The organism is Rhizobium sp. USDA 3886 (assembly GCF_056279785.1).
Window position 1 is genome coordinate 2,221,937 of the sequence record NZ_JBWCDC010000003.1, and the last position, 23,749, is coordinate 2,245,685.

The following is a 23,749-nucleotide window of genomic DNA, read 5'->3' on the forward strand; positions in this document are numbered from 1 at the left end:
GTAGGCAGCTTAGGAAGTCCAATACCAGCTTCCGACGTTCCAGCTGTCGATGCGCGTATTGACGTTCGGAACGACGCTTTCGGCACCCGTCTTGTGGCCGCGCACCTGCGCGTATTGGAAGACCGGCATGAAGGGCAGATCGGCGCGCATGATCTCCTGAATCTTGAGATAGATCTTCTTGCGCTCCTCCGGCACGAAGATCTGGCCGCCTTCGGTCAGGAGTTTGTCGACCTCGGGATTCGAATACTGCCATGTATTCTGTCCGGCGCCGCCCTTGGCGCCGATCGATGTCGATTTGAAATAGTCGGATGTATCGGGATCGGCGCCGGTCAAAAAGTCGATGCCGACGACGACAGAATCGAACTGTGACATCATCCAGTATTCGCCCCACATGACTGCCGGGGGCAGGTTGGAAATGGTCATTTCGACACCGATATCCTTGAACGACTGCTGCATGAACTGCTGCACCTGCTCGCGGATATGGTTGCCGGCCGTCGTCGAGTTGGAGAAGGAAAGTTTGACGCCATCCTTGGCGCGAATACCGTCGGTGCCCAGTACCCATCCGGCATCATCAAGGATCTTCTTGGCCTTTTCTGGATCGTATTCGTGCTTCGACAGGTCTGGATTTGCATAGAAGGACTGCTGCGGCATGTAGCTTTCGGTCGGCGTCGGCAGGCCATAGTACAGGGCGTCAATGATCGTTGCCTTGTCGAGCGCATGATAAAGCGCCTGACGAACTGCGAGATCCTTGAACTGTGGCTTCTCCATGTTGAAGGTGACGGATTCGACCGTAGAGCCGGGGACGACGAGAACGGCCTTGCCTTCAAGCGCTTTGGCTTCTTCATAGTGGTCAGGCGTGATCCACTGCAGGCCCACCACGTCGATGTCGCCCGTCTTGAACTGCGTATAGAGAACCGTGAGATCCGGAATATACTTGTAGATCACGCGCTCAAGATATGGACCGTCGCCGAAATAGTCGGCATTGGCTTCGAGCGTGATGTGATCGCCAGCGACCCGCTCCACCCATTTGAACGGGCCTGTGCCGATCGGAGCAGCGTTGAAGGGCGCCGTGTTCTTGTCCTTTTCAGCGCCAAAGGCGTGTTTCGGCACGATGAAGGTCGACGCCAGGATCGACGGATAGGGTGCAAACGGCTTTTCCATTTTCCAGGTGAGTTCGGTCGGTGAGACCACCGTCAACTCGCGTACTAGTTCATGTCCCGTCTTGCGCCAGCTGCGGAAATCCGGATCGACCAGCAGCTCCAACGTGAACTTGACGTCATCGGCCGTGAATGGCGTCCCGTCATGCCATTTGACGTCCTCTCGAAGTTTAACTTTCCAGGAAAGGCCGTCAGCAGAGATGCCGCCATTCTCGACACTCGGCACCTCCAGCGCCAGTGCCGGCGTAAATTTGCCCTCGGGGGAAAGGGCAAAGAGCGGATCGAAAAGGCTGAAATGAATGCCTTCATCGACTTCAATATGCGGCATATGCGGGTTGAAAACGGTTGGCTCCTGCGAAAAGCCTACAATCATCTGTCCGGTCGGCTTGGCAGGAGGCGCGGCTGCGAATGCCCTGTCGCGGCCGAGAAGATTGGGTATGACTAGGCCGGATGCGCCGGCCAGCGCCATCATGGTCAGCGCCTGACGGCGCGTAGGATTGAGAATCGCATTCTTGGTTTCGTCAGACATCGGTCTGCTCCCTTTGCTGTTGCTCAGTCACTGTTCCACTTCGTTTTCTGCACGTTATGCGATCTGCCTTCTTTATTCGGGCAGACTAGAAGCCGCTGATCAGCTCGACCTTCGAGCCATCGGAGAAGCGTGAAAAACGGAAATCCTTAGGGTCGACGACCGGCGGCCTGCCGGTAACGATATCGGCCATCAGCCGTCCGGCGGCGGGCCCGATGCCGAAGCCATGACCGGAAAAGCCGGTGGCTATATGGAAGCCTGGGATCCTATCAATCGCTGAAATGACCGGCACGGCATCCGGCGTCACGTCGATGTAGCCGGCCCAACGCTGGGCGATCTCCGCCTTCTCGAAAACCGGAAAGGCCTTCTTCAGGTTGGCGAGCGCCAGGTCGGAAAGCTTGGTTGCCGGCTTCGGGTCGAGCACGCGGTTATATTCGAACGGGCTTGCCTCATCCATCGCCCAGCGGTTGGCGATGCGCGCCTCGTCGAAGAAGCGACCTCCCAGACGGAACCTCAGCGAGCGCCACTCCTTGCCGAGCGCCGGCATGAAATCCTTGGCATAGCGGAAGGATTTCGGGACGATATCGACGACATTCTCATGACCCGATGCGATCGTGTAGCCGCCATCCTGGCGTTTGCGCACAGCAAACCCCTTGGACCAGATGGCCTGTTCCGGCCCTCCGTCCAAGGGCTTGGTGCGCAGCACAGAATTCATCACTTTCAATTGCGGCAGATCGATACCGAGATTGCCGGAAAACAGGCTCGACCAGGCGCCGCCGGCCAGCACAACGGCCGAGCAGGCAATTGGACCACGCTCGGTGATGACACCGGATATCTTGCCGCCCGATGTTTCAATGCCGCGGACCGCGCATTCCGTCAAAATAGTGGCGCCCTTGTCGCGCGCAGCTTCAGCCACCGCTGGAGCCGCTTTCTGCGGCTCGGCACGACCGTCTGCGGTGGTGTAGAGGGCGCCCTTGATGTCCATATTCGCGTTCGGGAACATTGCCTTGAACTCGGTGCGGCTGAGCATCCGTGAATCGAGCTGATAGCCCTCGAGGTTGCGCTTCCAGCGCTCATGATCTGCAAATTCCTGATCATTGGCGCAGGTGAACATGATGCCGGCGCGAGTATAGCCGGTGGCGCGGCCGGTTCTTTGATCGAGGCTGCTCCAGATCCGCAGCGCCTCCGCCATCAGCGGCACTTCGCGCGGATCCCGCCGAGAAATGCGCACCCAGCCCCAGTTGCGGCTGGATTGCTCATGCCCAATGCCCCCCTTTTCGCACAGCGCGACCCGCAGGCCACGTTCGGCCAGTTCGAGTGCCGTCGAGGTGCCGATGATGCCACCGCCGATGACGACGACATCCACTTCCTTGGGCAGGTCAGCGTCCCCGTGGACAGGAACAACGTAAGGTCCCGGCATTCAGTAGGACTCCTCAAGCTGGCAATTGATGGTGAATTCGGCGACGCTCGCCTCGTTCGGCAGGACCAGCAGCATGGCAATGACACGGGCGAAATCACGCGGATCGGTCATCTGGTCGTCGGCGCGACTGGTGATGCCGCGGGCCATATCAGTGGCAACAAACCCCGGACAGACCGCGGTGGCGCGAATGCCGAAATCCCAGCCCGCGTGGCGGATGCCATGCGCAAGTGCAACTGCGGCGAACTTGGACATCGAGTAGAGTCCAGCATTGGCACTCTTCACCCGCTTGCCGGAGAGGGAGCCGAGAATGATGACCCGGCCGCGACCGCTGGCTGTCAGCTGTTCCCAAGCCGCCTTGGCAAGCCGGCGCGGTGCCTTGACGTTGACCGCCATCGTTTTATCGACGTCGTCTTCGTCTGCCTCGATGACTGTTTTTGGGATCATGATGCCTGCATTGGCAATGATGGCGTCGACGCGGCCGAACGCGGCGATGGAGGCTTCCACCCAGGATCTCTCACCGTCAGGATCATCGGCATCGTACGGAAAGACGGCTGCCGAGGCGGAATCTGCCCAATCCGGCTGAATCGGCTTGCGCATGCCGAGCGACACGCACCATCCCTGACTGTTCAGCAGCCGGGCCGTCTCCGCGCCAATACCACGATTGGCTCCCGAGATTAATACGACACGTTTTGCCGTCATGGCACGATCTCCAGAAACGGTTCACGATAAGCCGGCGATCCGCCGGTAGGCTCTGCGTAGGATATCCATCAGCAGGCGTTGCTCGTCTTCGGGAATGAAGGCGAAAAAATCCTTCGATTGCTGGGTGACGAGGGCTCGCACCTGTATCGCCAATTGCGCGCCCTTCTCGGTGATATAAAGCTCTTGCGCACGGTTATCGTCGACCGACGTTTCGCGCGTTAAAAGCCCATGATTTTCCATCTGATCGACAAGCCGGCCCATCGCGGATCGATCCTTGAGAATGAGCTGCGCAATGACAGACGGGCGGATCCCCGGGTGGCTATCGACCATCAGCAGAGTGGTGATTTTCCCCGTACCGCGGGCGACATCTAAGCCCTCCAGCCGCTCGTCGAGATCGCGTGACACCGCCAGATTGACGGTACGGATATAGAAGCTGAGTGTATCTTCCAGCACATCGAGGTCGATGTCGCCGATCGATATGGGTGGTGTTTTCTTTGGCTCAAGCACGGCACTAACGCTCCGAAAAACAAAAGGATAGCGTCCTGTTTTCCGGTAAGGAAACAGGTGTTTCAGTCTCATCTCCAGCAGTGTCAGGCGTCGTTTCGACGGTGATGATTTGCTAGATAGTGGACAAATGCAACTATTTTTTCTGAGGCTTCGGCGCTAATTTGATCACGACAAAGGAATGCCTATCAGATAGGCGAACAGACCATGACGGGGAGGCAGAAACGACAAAAACTGCCTTGCTTTTCAGCAGGACGGTTTAGTCACGCTCCGAAATTGATATGTCAGGCAGCCGGCTCCCACTCGCTGCCGGGGATCGCCGAGACGAGCTTGCGGGTATAATCGTGATGAGGTGCGCGGAAGATCTGTGAGGGCCGGCCGTATTCGACGATCTCGCCCTTGTACATGACGGCAACTTCGTCGCAGATCTGGCTGGCGACCCGAAGATCATGCGTGATGAAGACCATCGCCACCTTGGTCTCCTTCTGGATCTTGGTCAGCAGCTGCAAAATCTGCGCCTGGATCGACACGTCGAGGGCCGATACCGCTTCGTCGGCCACCAGCAGAAGCGGGTCGAACATCAGCGCCCGGGCAATACCGATCCGCTGGCGCTGGCCACCAGAGAACTCATGCGGGAAGCGGTCATAGGCACCTTCGTCCAACCCTACCAGCGTGAGCGTCCGAAGCGCTTTTGCCTTGGCCTCATGCAGCGAGACGCCATGAGCGATCGGTCCGACGGTCAGAACTTTGCCGATCGTGTGGCGGGGGTTGAGCGAGGCGAATGGATCCTGGAAGATCATCTGGATATAGGGGCGCATCGACCGGAAGGCATCGCTCGACATGGGCGCGATATCACGACCGTCGAACAGCATCTTGCCGTCATCACAGTCCATCAGCTTGAGCAGAACGCGGCCGAGCGAGGACTTACCGGAGCCGGATTCCCCGACGACGCCGAGCGTTCGGCCCTTGCGGATTGAAAAACTGACCTTGTTGACCGCTTTGACTGTCCGGCTCTTTGAAAAGAATCCGCCCGACGTGTGGTAGGTTTTGCTCAGATTCGTGACTTCCAGCACCACCGGCGTATCGGAGGCACCTTCGCGGTCCTTCGCCGTCATGCGCGGCACGGCAGCAATCAGGCGTTTCGTGTAGGGATGTTCCGGCGTGTTGAGCACCACACTCGCCGGCCCCTCTTCGACGAGGCTGCCCTTTTCCATGACGACGACGCGGTCGGCAATCTCGGCGACGACACCGAAATCATGGGTGATAAACATGACGCTCATATTCTTGCGGCGCTGGATCTTGCGGATCAACTCCAGGATCTGGGCCTGTGTGGTTACGTCCAGCGCCGTTGTCGGCTCGTCGGCAATCAGCACGTCCGGGTCGAGCGCCAGCGCCATGGCGATCATGACACGCTGCCGTTGACCGCCTGATAGGCGGAAGGGATATTGATGTTGTAGCAGCGCCGGATCGGGCAGACCGACTTCGTCGAGCAGCTCGAGGATCTTGATGGCACGGCTTTCTTGCGTCCCGATCTTGTGGGCCTCCATCACCTCGCCGATCTGATCGCCGATCGTCATCAGCGGATTGAGCGCCGAGAGCGGATCTTGAAAGATAATCGAAACGGCGCGGCCGCGCAGTGTGCGCAAGGTCTTTTCTTCCGTTTGTACAAGATCCATCCCTTTGAAAAAAATGCTGCCATTGGTTACGGCGATCGCCGATGGGAGCAACCCCATGATGGCGTTGGCAGTCACGGATTTCCCCGAGCCGGATTCGCCGATGATGCAGAGAATTTCTCCCTGTCTCAGGTCAAAGGAGATGTCGCGCACAGCGTGCGTCCGCTCCATGTTTTTGGGTAGGCTGACCGTCAATTCCCTGACAGATAGCACCACGCTTCTGGCAGTTTCGCTTTGGACAGTTGCAGTCTGCTGCATGGCGAAATCCTTTTTGTCGTGAGTGATCATGGACAACAAGCAAGAATAGTGCCGAGTCCGCTTTTTAAAGCGGATCATGCCCTTTGCATTTCGTCAGTCAACGATAGTGCGAGACACTATCCCGCAATCGCGTCCGGCAATGTCTAAACGACTCGCTTTAGCCCCAGAGACGGACGGAAACTTTTCCGGGTAGGCAATGATTGAACTTGCTAAACATATGGCAATCGCCTAGGCGATTGGTACGGTGAGCGCGCCCCGCATGGACGCATGCCGCGCCATTTCCGTGGGTGTCGTGCCGAACCGGCGTCGAAACGAGGCAGCGAACCGTGCCGTGTTGGTGAAACCGTATCGGCGGGCGATCGTGCTGACCGAAGCGCCGGACGTACCGGCTGCGAGCTCAGCACACGCCAGATCGAGCCGGATAGAGTGCAGCATCCCCAAGGGCGTAGTACCGCGGAAATGGTTGAACACGGCGGTCAACGTTCGCAAACTGCATCCAGCGGCCGCAGCGACATGCGACATTCGAATAGGCTGTGCACTTTGAGCGCGCATGAAATCCTCCGCTCGCCGAACATAGGCAGGACCCGGCTGCATTAGCTAGCCGATCAGTATAGCTGTGCGCGGCGCCGCGGAGGGCCAGCGAGACAAGTAGGTCTTGTTTCGTTCGGATCGGCAATATGTCGGCGGCAAAGGGGCGGGGCAGCGTCGGCATGATCTTCGAATAGGTCGCCAACCGAATTACGCAGACGCCAGTCGGACGCATCTTAACGAGATGCTGACAGTGGAGGCTGTTGGACATTTCAATGAATTCATCTTTTTACGTGCATCCGGACTTCCGTGATGGCGACAATTCCGGCACGGAGAACACCCTGACCAACCCCTGGAACCAATAACGCGTCACGACATTCTCCTCCCCATAAGGAGATGCCAAATGACGTATGATCCTGAAAACGCAAACCGTGATCCCGAGCGTCGAACCCCATCGGTTGATTATCGCCGAACGAATTGGGTCGCATGGATTGCAGCGGCTGGGTTGATTGCGATTGGCGCTTTCGCTCTCATCCAGTCGCCAAACGTACCCGACACCGATCCACAGACCACTTCTTCGACGAGCAATTCCGAGCCAGCGCCGGCTCCAACAGCCCCATCCGCGCCGGCTGATAATAATGCCGCGCCTGCTCCTGTCACGCCGCCTGCAGGCACGACGCAACAGTAGGTTTGACTTTGCAGTCGTTGGACTCCGCTTGCGACGGGTCATGGTGACGATGCCAAATGCGCGTCATGGCGGCCGCAAGCGCCCTGTGCCCATGAAGACGACGGCAGCATTGGTGATGGGCTATTCTTTCACGCCTTATTGATTGAGGCCGCGCCCACGACCGATTGCTTGCGCCCGACGCTCACTCTGGATCTTTTGAGTGCTTTCGATCCGAACAGCCCGCTGCAAGACCTTGAGCGATGCCCACATCGCTTCGAACGCCTTTCGGTCGGCCGGTGGCACCATGTTGACGGCGTCCTTCTCATCGCGCCCGATTACACCAGGCCCGAAGCGCGCATCGAGTGCGTTGCTCACCGCCGCGAACTCGTCGCGGATCTTCGGATCAAGCGCGCTGATCATTCCGGAAAGCGCCCGCGGGTTCTTCGCGACCGCTAGGGTGAGGCGCTCGAGATCATCGCGGGCGCCGCTGCTCAACCCAGGAATGGCTATCCCCATGCGTCGCCGTTCTTCGCCGAGCGTGCGCAGAGCTGCATCGAACGCATTCGAGTAAGCCGAAGCAAGGGCGGTCAGGCGAATGGCAACCTCTGGAAGGGCTTGGAGCGCATCTCTGCGCTCTCGCCCGGAAGCAAGCAGCCGGTCGATCAGGCGGTCCGAACCGCGCAGCGCTCCGTAAGCTTTAGGATCGCTGGCCACGGCAGCAGCGATGCGATCCGCCACAATACCCTTTGTGACCAGCGCCTCGATCGTCGTCACGGCTGCGGCAGGATCACGCCAGATGCTAATCGCGGCTTCCGCAAGGGCTGCGCGACGCTGCTGGTAATACGGCGTCGACAAGGCCGTCGCTTTCGCGTCCTCCTCGATCGGCGCCTTGAATTCAGCAACCGCGGCAAGCAGCGGCGGCGCGGAGGCTTTCTGCCGCGTCGGATCAAAAGCTCCAGCGGCGACAATCCGCGAGCGATCCTGGCGTTCAGTCTGATGCTGCGCTTCGGCAAACCTCTTCACGGCCGTAAAGAGCTTCACCAACTCCTCGCGTATTTTCGACCCCAAATCCTCCGGTATGCGCTCCATAATGACGCGCTCGACATGCTCGTTTGCCTTGTCCGTGAAGGCACTCCAGCCGAAGCGGACCGTCAGCGCCTCGCTTACCGCCTTGATTTCCTGCACGACGGAACGATCCTCGGCGGCAAGCGCAAAGGCAGTCTTATAGGCCTCCTCACCACCCCTTTCGCGAACGGCTTCGATTTCGTCGAGGCGCGCACGGGCACCTCTCGATAGCGCTGGAACCGACAAAGACATATGCATACGGCGCGTCCGCTCACGCGCTGCGAACCGTTCGGCGTTCTTGCGGAAGGCCGCGGCATGGGCGCGTACCAGCGGCTTCAGTTCAGCAAGAGCGGCAATCGCGACATTGCGCTCGTCACGCGCCGCCCGCCCATCGATCAAACAGTCCGAGCCCAGCAAACGTCCGAGCTGGGCCGGCGCACGCGTGATGTCGTCGGCAAGCCGGCGGGGCATGACGCCAGTGTGTGAAGCCCGGTCGTTCAGCAAGGCAAGCGCCTCGCCCGGATCAACAAAGATCTTCCCTAGCTGAGCGCGAAGGATCACTTCACGCTCCTGACAGCCGGGTGAACCCAATTGCGCCCGGCGCGCATCCTCGTCCACACTCCTCGAGAAGGAGGTCACAGGCGCCAGAAGATACCGCATCTCCCCGGCACTGGTCCGCTCGACGGATGGGACAGGGACTCGGTCATCATAAGCGGTGCGCCGCTCGCGCTCGATCGCAAAGCCTAGGGCAACGTTTGCCCGTTCCCACAGCATCGCCAGTTCCTTCCTCATTCCGGCAAGTCGCGCCAGCTGTCGGGCAACGTTTTCCTCTATCCCGGCTGCGATCTGCGCGAGATGATTAATCCCGCGACGCCGCGCGAAATCACCCGCAAAAGTCTGGTAGCCGGCCTCATCTTCGAAATCGAGCGTGGTGGTCTTAGCGCCGGACCGCGATAACCGTTCGACAAGCTGATTGAACAGTTCGGGCCGGTGATTTTCCTGCTCGATCCGCTTCCGGCGGGCCACCGCGGCCTCGACCTGTCTGGCCGTCCAGACATTGCGATCCACTTCCCTTTCCTCGAAACGTTTCTGCCCGGTTTCCTCGTCGATGACAGGAACTTGAACCTTTACTTTCTCAACCCCGTCCTTGCGCAGAGTGACCGTGTCCCCGACGTCGACTCCACCCTCCAGTAGTGCCTTCGGTAGGCTCACACCCCAGAGCCTATGCGTAACCCCGTCATCCGTTTTGACGTCGGCGTAGGGGCTTGGATCGGCGTCCTCTCCTTCGCGGAATTGTGCCCCGCCGACATCGACAAGTTCCCCGGTGACGCCGGCGGCATGATCGACCCGGCTCTTCGCGCCCCACTCCGGTTTTGCCTCAAAATCTTCCTTGGCCGCGTAGAGATCGGCACGATCGCGATGGCGGGTCATCGACACATAGGTCAGATGCTGATCCATCATGGCGGTCGCGAGAACGAACGTCCGGTCGACTGTGGCACCCTGCGATTTGTGGATCGTCGCGGCATAGCCGTGATCGACATCGCGGTAGCTGTCCTCACTGAAGCTGACATGGCGGCCATTGTCGAGGCGCACTGAGAGCAATGTCCGACTGCCTTTGTCGGTCGTCGAAACAACTGTGCCCAGCATGCCGTTCTTGACATATTGGGCCTCGGGATGCTCGGCGTACGGCTCGAAGAAACGGGCGTTTTTGAGGAAGATGATGCGGTCGCCAATGGCAAACTCGCGCGCCCCTCGTTCGGTCTGGAAGGCATGACTATCACCGACCGCGCCCTCGGCCGTCATCACGGTCCTTAATGCCTCGTTCAGGCGCTTCACATCCACATTCGTGTGACCAAGAACGAGGAGTTCGTCGCCGCGTAAACCGCCCAGGCTTCCTTCATTGACGGATTTCTGAAGCAGCTCACGACGAGCATCGGTCCAGTCGGAAACGATGCGTCCGATGGCCTCCTCCCGTGTCTCCGCTTCGACAAGATGGCCTCGCTCCACATAGGCGTGCAGACCCTGTTCGACTTCGCGGCGCGCAAACAGCCGGGACGCGTCGCGTGCCCATTGCTCGCTCTGGCGGCGCACGCCGGAAAGCTCGGCAAAGCCGATCCGCTCCGTGATTGCCCGGAACGCTGCACCTGCCTGGATCGGCTGGAGTTGCATGGCGTCACCTACAAGGACGATTTTTGCGCCGGCCTCTTCCACAACCTTCAGGACGCGCGCCATTTGCTTCGACGACACCATGCCGGCCTCATCGACCACCAGCACGTCCCCGCGCCCAAGCCTGGCGCGGCCGTTGGCCCAGGCGAGCTCCCAGGATGCGAGCGTCCGCGACTTGATGCCGGAACTGTCTTCCAGACCTTCGGCAGCCTTTCCAGCAAGCGCAGCACCGATCACCCGGCGACCTTCGCTTTCCCAGGCGCCGCGCGCAGCATCGAGCAATGTGGATTTGCCCGCACCCGCCAGACCGACGACGGCAGCAACGGCACTGTCACCAGTGACATGTCGGACAGCGTCCACGTGCTCCGCATCAAGCCGGAAGCGCCTTTGCGGATCACGTGTCTCAACGCTTCCGATCGCCTCAGTGATCCGCCGATCGGCAACGGCGTGCCCGCCGCGCTCCGCGAGAACCCGGGCCGACTGCGCCATGTCATATTCGGTGCGCAGGATGTCGCGCGTGGTGAAGATTGCCGGCTCTGCAGCTTTTCCTGTTTGCGGATCGAACAGCTGCGGCTTCAGCGTGACGAGGTCGTTCGACGCCATCAGCCGCGCACGGATAGTGGCAAAGTCAACCGGATCGTCGACATAGCGGTGGAGCGCCCGGGCGATATCGCGCTCATCAAAGGTCGAGCGCTCATTGGCAAGCCGTTTCAACAGGAGTTCGGGTTCCGCAAGCAGGCGATCTACTATTCCCTGCCGGCGGGCAAGCTCCGACGGCGCGAAGAACATCTCCTTGCCCCTGCTTGCCAATGCCACTTTTTCCGGACCGAGGCGTTTCTGTGCGATCCCGTCCAGCCCCTGTTCGGCGTAGGAGCGGCCGTCGAGCCAGATCTCATGGCCGGCGAGTGCCAGATGCCGATTGGCCGTGTCCGCCCAGCCGATCTTCCACGCCTCTATCGTTTTCTTGTCGCCGGCCCAGAACCGATAGACGATCCTGCCCTTCGGCCAGTCCGGCGTGACGACGCGCAACGGCTCACCGTCTGCTCCTGTTACCGCCATGCACTTCGGCCCGAACCCCTCCTCCGTCAAGGGACGCAGCGTCATCATCAAATGGATGTGAGGATTGCCGTCCTTGTCATGATAGACCCAGTCGGCGACCATTCCTTTCGAGGTAAGGTTGTCGCGGACGAACTCGCGCACCAGTGCGACGTTCTCAGTTCGCGTCAGTTCTTCTGGCAGAGCAATAATCAGTTCGCGGGCAAGCTGTGCGTCGACGCGCTTCTCGAAGGCTTCGACGGCGTTCCAAAGCACCTCACTGGCGCCGGCGACCGAGCGTCGGTCAATCGCCTTGCGCAGCCACGCCGGCGCCTCATCCGGCAAGGCCAATTCCTCGTGCACCAGTTCCGACGAAACGCCGCGACGGCTGAACGTCGTGCCGACCTGCTGATCGGTCATTTTCCTGCGATGACGATAGGCGGCCGCCGAGACAATGCTGCGTCCGGCTCCCCTGCTGATCATCTGCGCTCTAACGAACATGATCGCCACAACTGTCTCCTGACCTACGTCGCGCAAGCGACGTTTGTTGCGCTCACAAACCGATCGGCCCGACTGGGTGATGCCGTTTTTGCGGACGAGAGCAAACGGCGGAATTCCTTGATTCTTAGCGTCCGCGCAAACTAGCCTATTTAACTATCTTGTACTAGTGTGTATAACCGCGAGTATCACAGTGACAAAACACAGCGGATGATCGTTAATGGCCGCAAAAACATCGATTTCAGACCTCGACACGCAGATCGAGAAGCTGAAGAAACGCCGAAGATTTTTGATAGTTAAATCCGCCGAGCGGTTTGCTCGCGCCGCGACCAAGGCCGGCCTGGCGGAGATGGATTTACCCGACGAAGAGCTCGATCAGATCATCGCTGAGATCGCAGCGCGATTTCAAAAGAAAACAAGGGACGCAGCCGACGCATCACCTCAACCGCATCGACCGGAGGCTGGCCGGATTGGAACACCGGCGGCGGTTTCGCATGGCAGCTGAGCGCAAGCGCGAGGCGCGGCAGAAATTTCTGCTTGGCGGAATCGTCGTCAAGGCCGGGCTATCGAAGGCCGACCGGGCGTTCCTGCTTGGCGGCCTGCTCGAACTGGCTCGGATCGTTCCGGGCTCTGCGGAACATCAGAGGCTGCGCGACATCGGCATCGACGCGTTCAAGGCCTCTTCGCTGGATACCGTTTAGGAGAAAGCGGAATGGCACTGACGCATCGATTGCATCCGGGTCTTCTGCTTGTTCTCGTCCCAGTCGCCGCTACAGGCCTTGCCGTCTACCTGACTGGCTGGCGATGGCAAGAATTGGCCTCCGGCATGTCGGCGAAAACGCAATATTGGTTCCTGCGGTCAACACCCGTGCCGGCACTTATGTTCGGGCCGCTCGCGGGGCTTCTGACGGTCTGGCCCTTGCCGTTGCATCGACGCCGGCCGATCGCGGTGGCAAGCCTTCTCGGCTTTCTCGTCACTGCCGGCTTCTACGCCTTGCGGGAATATGGACGTCTCGCTCCCTCCGTTGAGCGCGGCGTCGTCACCTGGGACGTGGCGCTCTCGTATCTCGACGCTTTCGCCGTCGCTGGATCGGCTCTCGGCTTTCTGATTGTCGCGGTGTCGGCGCGTATCTCCGTCGTCGTTGCCGATCCGATCAAACGCGCCAAGCGCGGAACCTTCGGCGACGCCGACTGGCTCTCGATGCCTGCGGCCGCAAAGCTTTTCCCGCCGGATGGCGAAATCGTCGTTGGCGAACGTTATCGCGTCGATCGCGAGCTCGTCCATAAGCTTCCATTCGACCCGAACGATCGTTCGACGTGGGGACAGGGTGGCAGGGCGCCGCTCCTGACCTATAAGCAGGATTTTGACTCCACGCATATGCTGTTCTTCGCCGGTTCCGGTGGATTCAAGACAACCAGCAATGTCGTGCCGACCGCGCTTCGATATACCGGTCCGCTCATCTGCCTCGACCCGTCGACAGAAGTGGCACCGATGGTGGTCGAGCACCGCCGGCGTGTTCTCGCCCGTGACGTGATGGTGCTCGACCCCGCCGATCCGGCAACTGGCTTCGACGTCCTCGACGGCATTGAAACATCCGTCCGCAAAGAGGAGGACATCGTCGGCATCGCACATATGCTGTTGTCGGAAAGCGCACGTTTCGAATCGTCAAGCAGTGCCTATTTTCAGAACCAGGCGCACAATCTGCTGACCGGCCTGCTTGCGCATGTGATGCTCTCGCCGGAATATGCCGGAAGGCGAACTCTGCGCAGTTTGCGCCAGATCGTTTCCGAGCCGGAGCCGTCGGTGCTCGCCATGCTGCGCGACGTTCAGGAGAACTCAGCGTCCGCTTTTATCCGCGAAACCCTCGGCGTTTTCACCAACATGACGGAGCAAACGTTTTCCGGCGTCTACTCGACGGCCTCGAAGGACACGCAGTGGCTGTCGCTTGACAGTTACGCTGGTCTCGTCTGTGGCAACGCCTTCAGATCCCGCGATATTGTCTCCGGCAAAAAGGATGTGTTCCTCAACATCCCGGCCGCGATCCTGCGCTCCTATCCTGGCATCGGAAGGGTGATCATCGGCTCGCTGATCAAGGCCATGGTGCAGGCCGATGGCGCATTCGAACGCCGCACATTGTTCATGCTCGATGAGGTCGAGCTGCTCGGCTACATGCGCATGCTGGAAGAGGCGCGCGACCGCGGCCGCAAATACGGGATCACGCTCATGCTTATGTACCAGTCGGTCGGACAGTTGGAACGGCATTTCGGCAAGGACGGAGCGACCTCATGGATCGACGGCTGCGCGTTTGCCTCCTACGCCGCAGTCAAGGCACTCGACACGGCTCGCAGTGTCTCGGCCCAATGCGGGGAAATGACCGTCGAGGTAAAGGGCAGGTCGCGCAATGTCGGCTGGAGCAGTTCTGCCATGGGGTCACGCCAATCCGAGAGCGTGAATTTTCAGCGAAGGCCGCTGATCATGCCGCACGAGATCACGCAGTCGATGCGAAAGGACGAACAGATCGTCATCGTCCAAGGCCAAAGCCCGATGCGCTGCGGGCGAGCGATCTATTTTCGGCGCAAGGACATGAATGAGGCGGCCGAGGCCAACCGCTTCGTCAAAACAAGCCTCTAACCGGTAAGCGATATCGACGATCAATCAAGATTTATATTTCCATGCCTTTCAATTCTGACTGCCAGGTTCCGAGCAGCCGGCGAACTGCGCGGGTGCCAAGCCTCTACTTGTAAGCCACCGCTGCACTTGCAGGTCCCGCCAACGGAATAATCTCGCAGCGACCGAACCCTGCCTCCTTGCACCACTCGGTAAACTGGGCGCCGGTAAAGTCAAACGCCTCGCCAAATTCGATGAGCATGTTCAGCGACATCATGAGACCGAAGCTGTTTTGCCTGCGCTCGTCGTCGATGATGTTCTCGATGGCGACCAGCGCGCCGCCGGACGGCAACGCACGGTAGGCCTTGGCGATCAGCATTTTCTTGTTCTCGAGATTCCAGTCATGAAGGATCAGTCCCATCGTGATAATGTCTGCTTTGGGAAATTCGTCCGCGAAAAAGTCGATCACCTCGGCGGTGACGCGGCCGCCGAGATTGCGCTCCCTCAACCGCCGCTCCGCGATCGGCTGCACATCGGCGAGATCGCACGTCCGGCATTGCATGTGCGGATGCCGCGCCGCGACGATGGCCGAAAGCTGCCCGGTTGCCCCGCCTATATCAACCAGCGTCTTGTATTTGGAAAAGTCGAATTTCTCGGCGAACGCCGTGAAATTGCCCATCGAGATGCCGCTCATCGCATCCATGAACTGCTCCAGGCGCGCCGGGTCCGCATAGAGCTCGCCGAACATGGACTTGCCTGTCTCCTTGATCTCGTTTTGAGGCTTTCCGGTTTGCAACGCCTGTGTGAGATCGCCCCAGAACCGATACAGGCGTGCGTTCGCCATCTCGAGGATTCCACCGATGTATTGGGGGCTCCGCTTGTCCAGGAACAGTGCTGTTGAAGGCGTATTGCCGTATTTGCCGGTTTCACCGACGCCGTCCCTCTGCAGCAATCCGAGCGCGACAAGGGTGTCGAGAAAATCATACGTTCCGCGCGGATGCAGCCCCATGGCGCCTTGCAGTTCGAGGCCCGTTTTGGGGCCGTCCGCAAGCAGCGAGAAAAGCCCCAGTTCCACGGCGCTCAACAATGTCTTGGCTGGCCAGAACCCAAAGCCAATTTGCAGGATGTGGTCTGGAGAAATTCCGTTTTGCATATGAGCCTCCCCAATGGGCGAATGCACCCGTGGGAGCCACGCCGATGCGTCCCATTATCGTTCAATGTTAAACCAATCCACGGAAATTCACCAATTTCTAATAGGAGCTGGGGCGGCGCATCGAACGGGCTATCGGCAAAATCAAGCGTCACACGACCTGGAGTATTATTTACACGCTCCAGAAGGGGATCCGCCTTCCGGTTCCGCATTTGCCGCCCGCCTTGATTTGATCGTTCAGCCACCCTCACCTGACAGCTCCCAGCGGGTCGCTCTGCCCTTTCGCCCGGCTCGCCGCCTGAACTCCGCCGGACCGACCGCCGCTTCCCTCAGCACCATCACGCCGTAGCGGGTCGATGCACGCGATGCCGCCGACCAACCTCGACGACCGCCACAAGCAGTGGCAGCGTACAGCCTCACGGCGGAACAGCCGTTCGAAGCGCCAGGCCAAGGCCAGACGCCACGCCGCGCGGATCGCGGCGAAGGCGGCGCGCAAACGGCTACACTGGCAACACGTGACGACGACGCGCATCGCGCGGCGCTTCGCAACGGCCGTCCTCGAGGACCTGAAGATCAGGACCATGAGCGCCTCGGCGAAAGGGACCGTCGAAGAGCCGGGCAAGACCGTCGCCCAGAAGGCTGGCCTCAATCGCTCGATCCTCGCGGCGGCGTGGTACCGCTTCGAGCTGTTGCTGACTTACAAGCTTGCCGTCCTCGGCGGAAACGTCGTGAAGGTCGATCCGAGATACACGTCCGTGACCTGCTCAAAGTGTGGGTCGAGGGACAAGGGAAACCGCGAAAACCAAGCGAAGTTCCTCTGCCGCTCCTGCGGACACGCAGACCACGCCGACGTCAACGCGGCGGTCAACATACGACTGGCTGGAACACTGCCATCGGCGGCGGCGGAGACTTCCGGCGGGAGCCGAGGACTCGAAAGGGCGGCCTAAAGCCGCCCCTGAAAATCCCCGTCCTTCAGGGCGGGGAAGATGTTAAGATTGCCCCTGATGCTTAGAAAAGCCAATCTCGCGTTAAAGAGGCACTTCGGGCGTCAGCGTTACAGTGTCCGGCCTCGTCGGCTTCATCTTGGGCGCTTTTTTGGTGGTCCGATTGGTGACGCGGGTAGCGCTTCAGTCAACTATGTGTGGGGACGCGTGTTTCCGCCGGCGTGGGTGGCAAGCATTTCACTTGGCCTCACGGGTTTGGGCGCGAATTGGCCCATTCATTGATCTCCGTGTCCGTCGCATTCGGGCCCAATTGAGAATAGTCGCGGAAAAGCTATTTGGAGATCGCAGAAGAACCTTTGTCAGCTGGTCACGGGACCGTTCGACACGATCGCTGAGATTGAGACCTAGGAGCGAGAAAGCCATACAACCCTCCGCAACCTTGCCAAGTTTGGCCGATTAAGGTAATTTAAATTACTGTATTCTTGACTAAGGTAATTACGATTAAGGTAATTTAGATTACCTTAGGGAGCCACAATTGAAATTTTTAGGCCGTGAGCGGGAACTCGAGTTATTGAGAAACGAATTGACGGCTGCACGGCCGTCACTCGTCATTTTGTTTGGTCGACGTCGTATCGGCAAGTCGAGGTTCCTGCGGGAGCTGGGTAAAGAACATGCCGAGATTTATTTTCAAGCGACGCGGGTGTCATCGCTTTTGAATCTGGAACAATTCAAAGCTGAGGTAGGAAAAACAATCGGCTCCAAGCCACAGCTTGATGCATTGTCCAATTGGGAAGGAGTGCTCCATTATGTCGCAGAGCATACGGCGGAAAATCCAGGCCTGATCGTTACAATCGATGAATTTCCCTACCTCCTTGATGATGAACCCGCACTTCCTTCTATCCTGCAAAAATTCTGGGACTCTGGCGCGCCTGACCAAGGAGCCATGAAGCTGATCCTTTGCGGTTCTGCTATCTCCCAAATGGAAGAAATGTTAGCTGAGCGGAATCCCCTCTATGGGCGCAAGACTTTATCGCTGGACATGAAGCCGCTGCCTCTGAGTGATGTTGCCAAGTTCTTCCCTGAGTACGATGCCGACGACATCATCAAGGCTTTTGCGATTTTCGGTGGCATTCCCTACTATCTTCAGCTCTGTAACCCGAGCGTCTCCCTGAGGGAGAACGTGGTCAATCTATTGCTGACCGAGACGGGTACGCTGATTGACGAACCGAACACTCTGCTCCAGACCGAGCTAAGGGAGCCAACCTTTTACTCCAGCATCCTGGCGGCTGTTTCCGATGGCCGTAACAGCAAATCGGAGATTGCAAATCGACTCGGGGTTAAAGCAGACAACATCGGGCCATACATGGCAAAGCTGCAGGCCCTCGACCTCATAAGCAATCCCAAGTCGTTAGATGCCGATGAGAAAGGTCGAAATCGCCGCTATCGGGTCGCAGACAGCCTGATTTCGTTTTGGCATCGCTTTGTTCGCCCAAACCTGACTGCGATCAGCAGCGGTTTCGGCGAAGACGTTTATGACCGCGTCGTAGAGCCTCAGTTTTCAGAGTATATGGGCATCGAGTTCGAAGGTATCGCGCTGGAATATGCCAAGCTTCACATTCAAGAGATACTCGGAGTGCCTGCCCAGGAAGTTGGCCAAATCTGGGGTCATTCGGATTTCGATATTGATGTCGCGGGGAGACTGCTGAACGGTGCGTTCTTCTTCGGGGAGTGCAAGTGGAGGACGAGCACAATCGATCTTGGCCACGTTCGGCTGCTACGCCAGCGGTCAGAAAAAACAACTTACGGAAAAAGTGCGGCCAATAAGCATTTTCTGTTCTTCAGTAGAATTGGTTTTTCAAGCGACGTTATTGATTTAGCAAAGGAAGAAAAGCAACTTCATTTGCTTACCCCTGAAAATTTGGTGAATCCGCGCAGATAGACACCACGGGCCAACGCGGTCACGGACACGGCCCGCAAAATTGCCGTCTTGCTCTACAATACGCTGTGTCACGGTGTGGAATACAGCGATCCGAAGCCTCCTATTACCAGGAGAGTTACCGCCGACGCCGGCGCTTTTGCCGGTGCAACCGTCTCTGCAATCTCGGTAATGGAACCCGTATTGTTCTCCTCAGCCGTCCAATTATCTCCCTCTGCAGGCAAGAGTTCTTTTCGTCTGGGTAGAGGACGGAGTCAACATGAGCGCTGTTGGATGCGCGTCGAGACGGAGAAAGCCTGACTATGAACCGGATCATCGCCGCAACGTTCATCACCCTGTCGCTATCGAGGGCCGGCTTGGCCGCACCGCTCGACGCCGCCACGGCCGCTACAGTCATCGGGGCGGCGCCTGCGGCAGCGTGCGGCGCCTTCTGCTCGGTCTTGCGCACAAACCGCAGCGTCTCGACTTCCTCGGCTGCCGGGTTACTTTACAACACGACGACTTTCGCGCCGATTTTTACCCGCTCATAGAGATGGATTACATCTTCATTCATCATGCGAAAACACCCCGAGGAAGACGACTGCCCGACGCTCTGCGGTTCGTTCGAGCCGTGGATGCGGTAAAGCGTATCTCCCAGATAGATGGCGCGCGCGCCTAGCGGATTGTCGGCACCTCCGGCCATATAGGCAGGAAGGTCCCGTCGCCTTGCGCGCATGTCCGAAGGCGGACGCCAATCCGGCCACGGGCGCTTGGCGCTCACCATCTCGGTTCCGCGCCAGCCGTAGCCTTCGCGTCCAACACCGACACTGTAGCGCAACGCCCTTCCACCGGCTTCTATGTAGTAAAGGGCGTAATTGCGGGTTTCGATGATGATCGTACCGGGCGCTTCCCGGGTCTGATAGTCCACCACGTGCCGCCGCACGAACGTCCCGGCATGTGGATAGGGCCCCTCTTCCCGGGTTCGCCGTGGCGGGTAAGCCGGCGGTGACATCAGAAAGCCGATATAGTCGCTGTCGATCCAGACCCTGTTGTTTTTCTTGTCCAACAATGGCGGCGAGACCGGGTCTGCTGCCGCGTGGTTGATCGCCGTCGACAAAAGAACAGTGAAAAGCAGCCCGCCCATGCCGCGCCTAGTCAGTACTTTCAGTTCCGACATATGAGGTCTCCATCGACGTTTGCGACGTTCAAATCAAACCATTGGCCACCAAAGTATTCGCCACCTGCTGGAAGACACGGTCCGGAACAGGCGCTCCCACCGGCGTCTTGCCAAGCTCCGCGGCGAGTTCCGCATCAGTCACTAATGGGATCCCTTGACCTCTGGCCTGCTCTCTCATCGAGGCCACCGCTTTACCGGCGGCACGACAAACGATGATCGGCACAGGCGTTTCGCCCCGAACGTAGCGGATCCCGACTATTGCCGATTGCTCTCCAATCAGCAGCACTGCGTTGGCAAGACCGGTCCTGCTCGTGCCAAGCAAGTGCGCGAGCTTGCGGCGCTCCCGCCGTATCAGCGGGTCGCCTTCCGTGTCCTTGTGTTCGCGTTTGGCCTCCGACTTGGTCATCCGCATTTCGCGCATGAACAGCCAGCGTTGCAGAAAGACATCGAAGGTGCCCATGACGATAAAAGCCGCGATTGCGATGAAGGCCGTGGTCTTCAGCATCGACAGCGAGGTCGCGTGCAGGCAGGCAAAACCACATGCGGGCGCCTGAAACAGCGCCTTCAGGCCCGCATAGAAAACAACGGAAAACGCCACGGAAAGCGCAAGAATCTTGAACAGTGCCTTGCCGAACTCGACAACGCTCTTGAGTGAGGTCAGGCGCTTTACGCCGGCCGCCGGATTGATGCGGCTGAAATCCGGCTCGACGGGCTTTGCCGAGAAGACGAAGCCCTTCGTGATCGCGACGTTCGTCGCAAGGATCGCTGCGACCGTTATCCCGAGGATCGGCAGCACCGTTGCCCAAAGCGCACCGGCGGCAATCGTGCTCAGCCGATACCAGACGTCCGCGAAGGGGCGGTCGTAGATATGCGACGCCTCGTCCAGAAGCATGTTGATCTTCACTTGCAGATGCGGCGCGGCATAGAAAAGAAAGAGCGTCGAGAACAGGATCATGATGCCCGAGACCATGTCGGGGCTGTGGAGCACCTGGCCTTTCTTGCGCGCGTCCAGGATCTTCTTTTCGGAAGCCGGAAGCGATTTTTCTTCGCTTGTCTCGCTCATGTGATACCGCCATCCTTGGATGACGCCAGCAGGCCGATTTCCTGGGCGCGCCTGGCCGCATCGGAAATCGACCGCAACTTTGCCGCTTTCGCCAGGATCGCGCTCTTCTGCTTCTCCGTCATGTCGGGCACGCCGACGGATCGTGCTTTCTCCGTCTCCCCGGCCATGGTCAGGACGATCAGATAGTTGACGAAATGCCGCCTTTCGGCGAGCGGCGACGCGACCACGCTGCTCATATGCGTTACCGCCTGCGGCAGGTTGTTCGCAAGCGCCTCGGCGAGGGCGAGGTTCGTCGTGGTGTCGAGATTCGCTGGCTGCAGCGAAAGCGCTTTCGAAAAGGCTTCCTCCGCCGCGGCCCCGCTACCGCTGAAGACGAGCGCCGTTCCGAGCCGGTTATAGGCGATGACGGAGTTCAGTGCCTCGGCGGCCGGCGCCAGAGTTCGGGCAGCCGCTGCCGCCTCGCCTTTGCGCAATTGGGCGGTGCCGAGCCCGAGCAGTGCCTCAGGATCCTGGGGGCTCACCTGCAGGGCGGCGCGAAAGTCTTTTTCCGCCCCTTCGGCATCGCCTGCCCTCAGGCGCGCATTCGCAAGCCGGACGCGCAGCGATACGTCGTCAGGAGCGTTCGCGGCGGCGCGCTCGTAAAGCGCAAGCGCGGTTGCGCTTTCCCCCTTGGCCTCGATGCTGTGGGCGATGTTCAACAGTTTCGCCTGCTCGCTCGAAGGCTTGTCCTTCTCCTTCTCGGCTGACGTCGTCGTGCATGAGGAAAGTGCCTGAAGCGCAAGGAGTATGGCAACACCCTTCCTTAGCGCGCCGAATTTCAGAAAGGAACGCGCTCTCATTCTTCACCTGTATTGTTGTTCGCCGTGTTGCGGAGTCTGCGGCCCTCCTCGCTGTAACCGTCGAGGTAGTTCTTCGCGGCGCGCGCCACCGGAGCAGCCATGGCAGGACCCATTTCACGGCCCCGGATGAGATGTCCCTGATCCTCTGCCATGAACTGCAGATTGAGATTGTTGGCGCAGCCCGGCGGCAGGTAGAGCGGCTGATCGGCGGTATCGGGGGTGATACAGGCGTCGGGAACCAGCGTCCGGCTTTCCGCCTCCTCGTAACCCTTGCGAACAAGCCCGCCTTTTTCCGGCGCGCCGTGCGTCGAAATATAGCTGTAGTTGGGAGAGTAGGGTTGCGGATGGGAACCGTTGCAGCCCGCAAGGGCAAACAGCAGGCCCGCGGCCAGCATCACGCGGGCCTTTGCCGCACCATCGCCCGACAAACGATCACTCCACATAAAAACCGTATCCGTTGTTGTTGACCGCGGGCTTCGCCTTCTTGCGCGGCGCCGTAATGGCGCCTGCAGGACTATCGAGCGGCGTCTTCATCTTTCGTTCGGAGGTCGGCGACACGAGGAAAGGGGTAATCAGGATGACGAGTTCCGTTTCATTGCGCTGAAACCGTTTCGACTTGAACAGTTCGCCAAGGATCGGGACGTCGCCGACGACCGGTGTTTTGTTGAGCGTCTGCGATTCCTGCCGTTGAAACAGGCCGGCGATCGCAAACGTCTGGCCGCTGCCGACCTCGACGGTTGTGTCTGCACGGCGAATGCGCAGCGACGGCACGACCAGGCCGCCGATCGAAACGACGCTGTCCTGCGAAACGCTGCTGACTTCTGGACGCACCTGCAGCGCGATTCGGTTGTTCGGCAGAAGCGTCGGCGTAAACTGGAGTGAGACACCGAACTGCTTGTATTCGATACCGATCTGGTCGTTGCCGACCGGCACTGGCACCGGTATCTCGCCGCCTGCGAGAAAGCTGGCGCTCTGGCCGGTGACGGCGGTGATGTTCGGTTCGGCAAGGATCGTCAATATGCCATTCGCCTGGAGCGCATCGAGCAGCACGTTGACGTTGACGTGCTCGCCCCTTGCGCCGATCGTAATCCCCGTGTCGTCCTCGTTGCTGGCGCCGCCGGTCCGGATGATGCCGAAGGAGAACGATCCGCTGTTGACGAAGGCGCTCCAATCGATGCCGTAGCGCGTCAATTCGTTGCGGGCGACTTCGGCGAAGCGGACGCGAATATTGACCTGGTTCGTGCCGGCGATCGTCGTATTGTTGAGCGCCGGATTGTCCGGGGTCGAATAGCTCTGCAGGACATTTTCCATGTCCATCGCTTCACCGACATTGCGGGTCTGGCCGGTGCCGACATATTGGCCGCCGAACAGCCTTATATCGACTCTGGTGGTGGGTTGCAGCGCCCGCGCCGACTGGTTGGCGGCTCGCGGGTTGCCGCTGACGCGAACCTGCACTGTACCGCGCGTGCTCTGGTCGGCGCTGAGCGCAGTGAGATCGGTGTCGCCGATCTTCGTCGCATAGATATAGACCACGCCCGGCGAGACGACGCGCACATCTGCGATCGCCGTATCGGCGAGGAAGACCGACTCGACCGGTTCGTCGAAGCGCAGGATCTGGCCCTCCCCGACGGCGAGCTCAAGAACCTGGCCGTTTTTCGCATCGATCTTCACCTGCGCCTTCGCAGATGGCGCAAAAAAGCCGAGCGCAAGCGTGGCCACCAGGATGAATGAAAGTAAATCTCCTGCCGCAATCGCGCGGAGGCTTCGCAAGCTCAGCATTCCATTTCCTATTCGTTCCCCTCACCGGCGCGCCCGGGCGCGCATGTCAAAGCCTTGTCTTTTATGATGTGCCCCGGA

18 protein-coding genes are annotated in these 23,749 nt (G+C 59.4%); 5 read left to right on the plus strand and 13 right to left on the minus strand.

Features of this window, described 5'->3' with window-relative positions; translation table 11 throughout:
• Nucleotides 1–9 precede the first annotated feature (9 nt).
• From ACZ9BX_RS33620 to traA, 7 genes are all read right to left on the minus strand, one after another.
• Nucleotides 10–1,686 carry a peptide ABC transporter substrate-binding protein gene (locus ACZ9BX_RS33620; RefSeq protein WP_476222679.1) on the minus strand — a complete coding sequence of 559 codons (1,677 nt, stop codon included), beginning with the start codon at nt 1,684–1,686 and terminating at the stop codon, nt 10–12.
• A gap of 85 nt (nt 1,687–1,771) precedes the next feature.
• A complete protein-coding gene (locus tag ACZ9BX_RS33625; RefSeq protein ID WP_476222680.1) occupies nt 1,772–3,103 on the minus strand; it encodes an NAD(P)/FAD-dependent oxidoreductase in 1,332 nt (443 codons plus the stop codon).
• Complete coding sequence (locus tag ACZ9BX_RS33630) at nt 3,104–3,802, minus strand: SDR family NAD(P)-dependent oxidoreductase (RefSeq protein WP_476222682.1); 699 nt, start codon at nt 3,800–3,802, stop codon at nt 3,104–3,106. It abuts the gene before it with no gap.
• A 21-nt stretch (nt 3,803–3,823) separates the two neighbouring features.
• Nucleotides 3,824–4,309, minus strand: a complete 486-nt coding sequence (locus ACZ9BX_RS33635; protein WP_476223114.1) for a MarR family winged helix-turn-helix transcriptional regulator — start codon at nt 4,307–4,309, stop codon at nt 3,824–3,826.
• 281 nt (nt 4,310–4,590) lie between these two features.
• Nucleotides 4,591–6,237 carry an ABC transporter ATP-binding protein gene (locus tag ACZ9BX_RS33640; RefSeq protein ID WP_476222684.1) on the minus strand — a complete coding sequence of 549 codons (1,647 nt, stop codon included), beginning with the start codon at nt 6,235–6,237 and terminating at the stop codon, nt 4,591–4,593.
• A 228-nt stretch (nt 6,238–6,465) separates the two neighbouring features.
• Nucleotides 6,466–6,831: a helix-turn-helix transcriptional regulator gene (locus tag ACZ9BX_RS33645; protein ID WP_476222685.1), complete on the minus strand. Its 366-nt coding sequence runs from the start codon at nt 6,829–6,831 to the stop codon at nt 6,466–6,468.
• A gap of 757 nt (nt 6,832–7,588) precedes the next feature.
• Complete coding sequence (gene traA / locus ACZ9BX_RS33650; protein ID WP_476222687.1) at nt 7,589–12,208, minus strand: Ti-type conjugative transfer relaxase TraA; 4,620 nt, start codon at nt 12,206–12,208, stop codon at nt 7,589–7,591.
• Nucleotides 12,209–12,416: 208 nt separating this feature from the next.
• On the opposite strand from traA, the gene ACZ9BX_RS33655 reads away from it, so the two are divergent.
• The 3 genes from ACZ9BX_RS33655 to traG are packed head-to-tail and all read left to right on the plus strand — an operon-like array spanning nt 12,417 to nt 14,828.
• A complete protein-coding gene (locus ACZ9BX_RS33655) occupies nt 12,417–12,701 on the plus strand; it encodes a TraC family protein (protein WP_476222689.1) in 285 nt (94 codons plus the stop codon).
• Nucleotides 12,691–12,897, plus strand: coding sequence for a conjugal transfer protein TraD (locus ACZ9BX_RS33660; RefSeq protein WP_476222691.1), 207 nt, complete (start codon nt 12,691–12,693; stop codon nt 12,895–12,897). The genes ACZ9BX_RS33655 and ACZ9BX_RS33660 overlap by 11 nt, the downstream gene beginning before the upstream one ends.
• An 11-nt stretch (nt 12,898–12,908) precedes the next feature.
• Nucleotides 12,909–14,828: a Ti-type conjugative transfer system protein TraG gene (traG, locus tag ACZ9BX_RS33665; RefSeq protein ID WP_476222693.1), complete on the plus strand. Its 1,920-nt coding sequence runs from the start codon at nt 12,909–12,911 to the stop codon at nt 14,826–14,828.
• Nucleotides 14,829–14,931: 103 nt separating this feature from the next.
• Here traG and ACZ9BX_RS33670 read toward each other — a convergent pair whose 3' ends face one another.
• Complete coding sequence (locus ACZ9BX_RS33670; protein ID WP_476222695.1) at nt 14,932–15,957, minus strand: methyltransferase; 1,026 nt, start codon at nt 15,955–15,957, stop codon at nt 14,932–14,934.
• A 362-nt stretch (nt 15,958–16,319) separates the two neighbouring features.
• Here ACZ9BX_RS33670 and ACZ9BX_RS33675 point away from each other — a divergent pair, with 362 nt between their 5' ends.
• Nucleotides 16,320–16,901 carry an RNA-guided endonuclease InsQ/TnpB family protein gene (locus ACZ9BX_RS33675; protein ID WP_476222697.1) on the plus strand — a complete coding sequence of 194 codons (582 nt, stop codon included), beginning with the start codon at nt 16,320–16,322 and terminating at the stop codon, nt 16,899–16,901.
• A 532-nt stretch (nt 16,902–17,433) separates the two neighbouring features.
• Nucleotides 17,434–18,837 (plus strand): ATP-binding protein, encoded by a 1,404-nt coding sequence (locus ACZ9BX_RS33680; protein WP_476222699.1) that lies wholly within the window; start codon nt 17,434–17,436, stop codon nt 18,835–18,837.
• Between the two features lie 484 nt (nt 18,838–19,321).
• Here ACZ9BX_RS33680 and ACZ9BX_RS33685 read toward each other — a convergent pair whose 3' ends face one another.
• From ACZ9BX_RS33685 to ACZ9BX_RS33705, 5 genes are read right to left on the minus strand one after another with little or no spacing between them, the layout of a single operon-like run.
• Complete coding sequence (locus tag ACZ9BX_RS33685; protein ID WP_476222701.1) at nt 19,322–19,990, minus strand: L,D-transpeptidase; 669 nt, start codon at nt 19,988–19,990, stop codon at nt 19,322–19,324.
• A 28-nt stretch (nt 19,991–20,018) separates the two neighbouring features.
• Entirely contained in the window at nt 20,019–21,053 is a 1,035-nt protein-coding gene (locus tag ACZ9BX_RS33690; RefSeq protein WP_476222703.1) for an EscU/YscU/HrcU family type III secretion system export apparatus switch protein, read from the minus strand.
• On the minus strand, nt 21,050–21,892 hold the full coding sequence (locus ACZ9BX_RS33695) for a tetratricopeptide repeat protein (RefSeq protein ID WP_476222705.1): 843 nt from the start codon (nt 21,890–21,892) through the stop codon (nt 21,050–21,052). Before ACZ9BX_RS33695 ends, ACZ9BX_RS33690 begins: the two co-directional genes overlap by 4 nt.
• Entirely contained in the window at nt 21,889–22,335 is a 447-nt protein-coding gene (locus ACZ9BX_RS33700) for a hypothetical protein (RefSeq protein WP_476222707.1), read from the minus strand. Before ACZ9BX_RS33700 ends, ACZ9BX_RS33695 begins: the two co-directional genes overlap by 4 nt.
• Nucleotides 22,325–23,671 (minus strand): type II and III secretion system protein family protein, encoded by a 1,347-nt coding sequence (locus ACZ9BX_RS33705; protein ID WP_476222709.1) that lies wholly within the window; start codon nt 23,669–23,671, stop codon nt 22,325–22,327. Before ACZ9BX_RS33705 ends, ACZ9BX_RS33700 begins: the two co-directional genes overlap by 11 nt.
• Nucleotides 23,672–23,749: the final 78 nt, after the last annotated feature.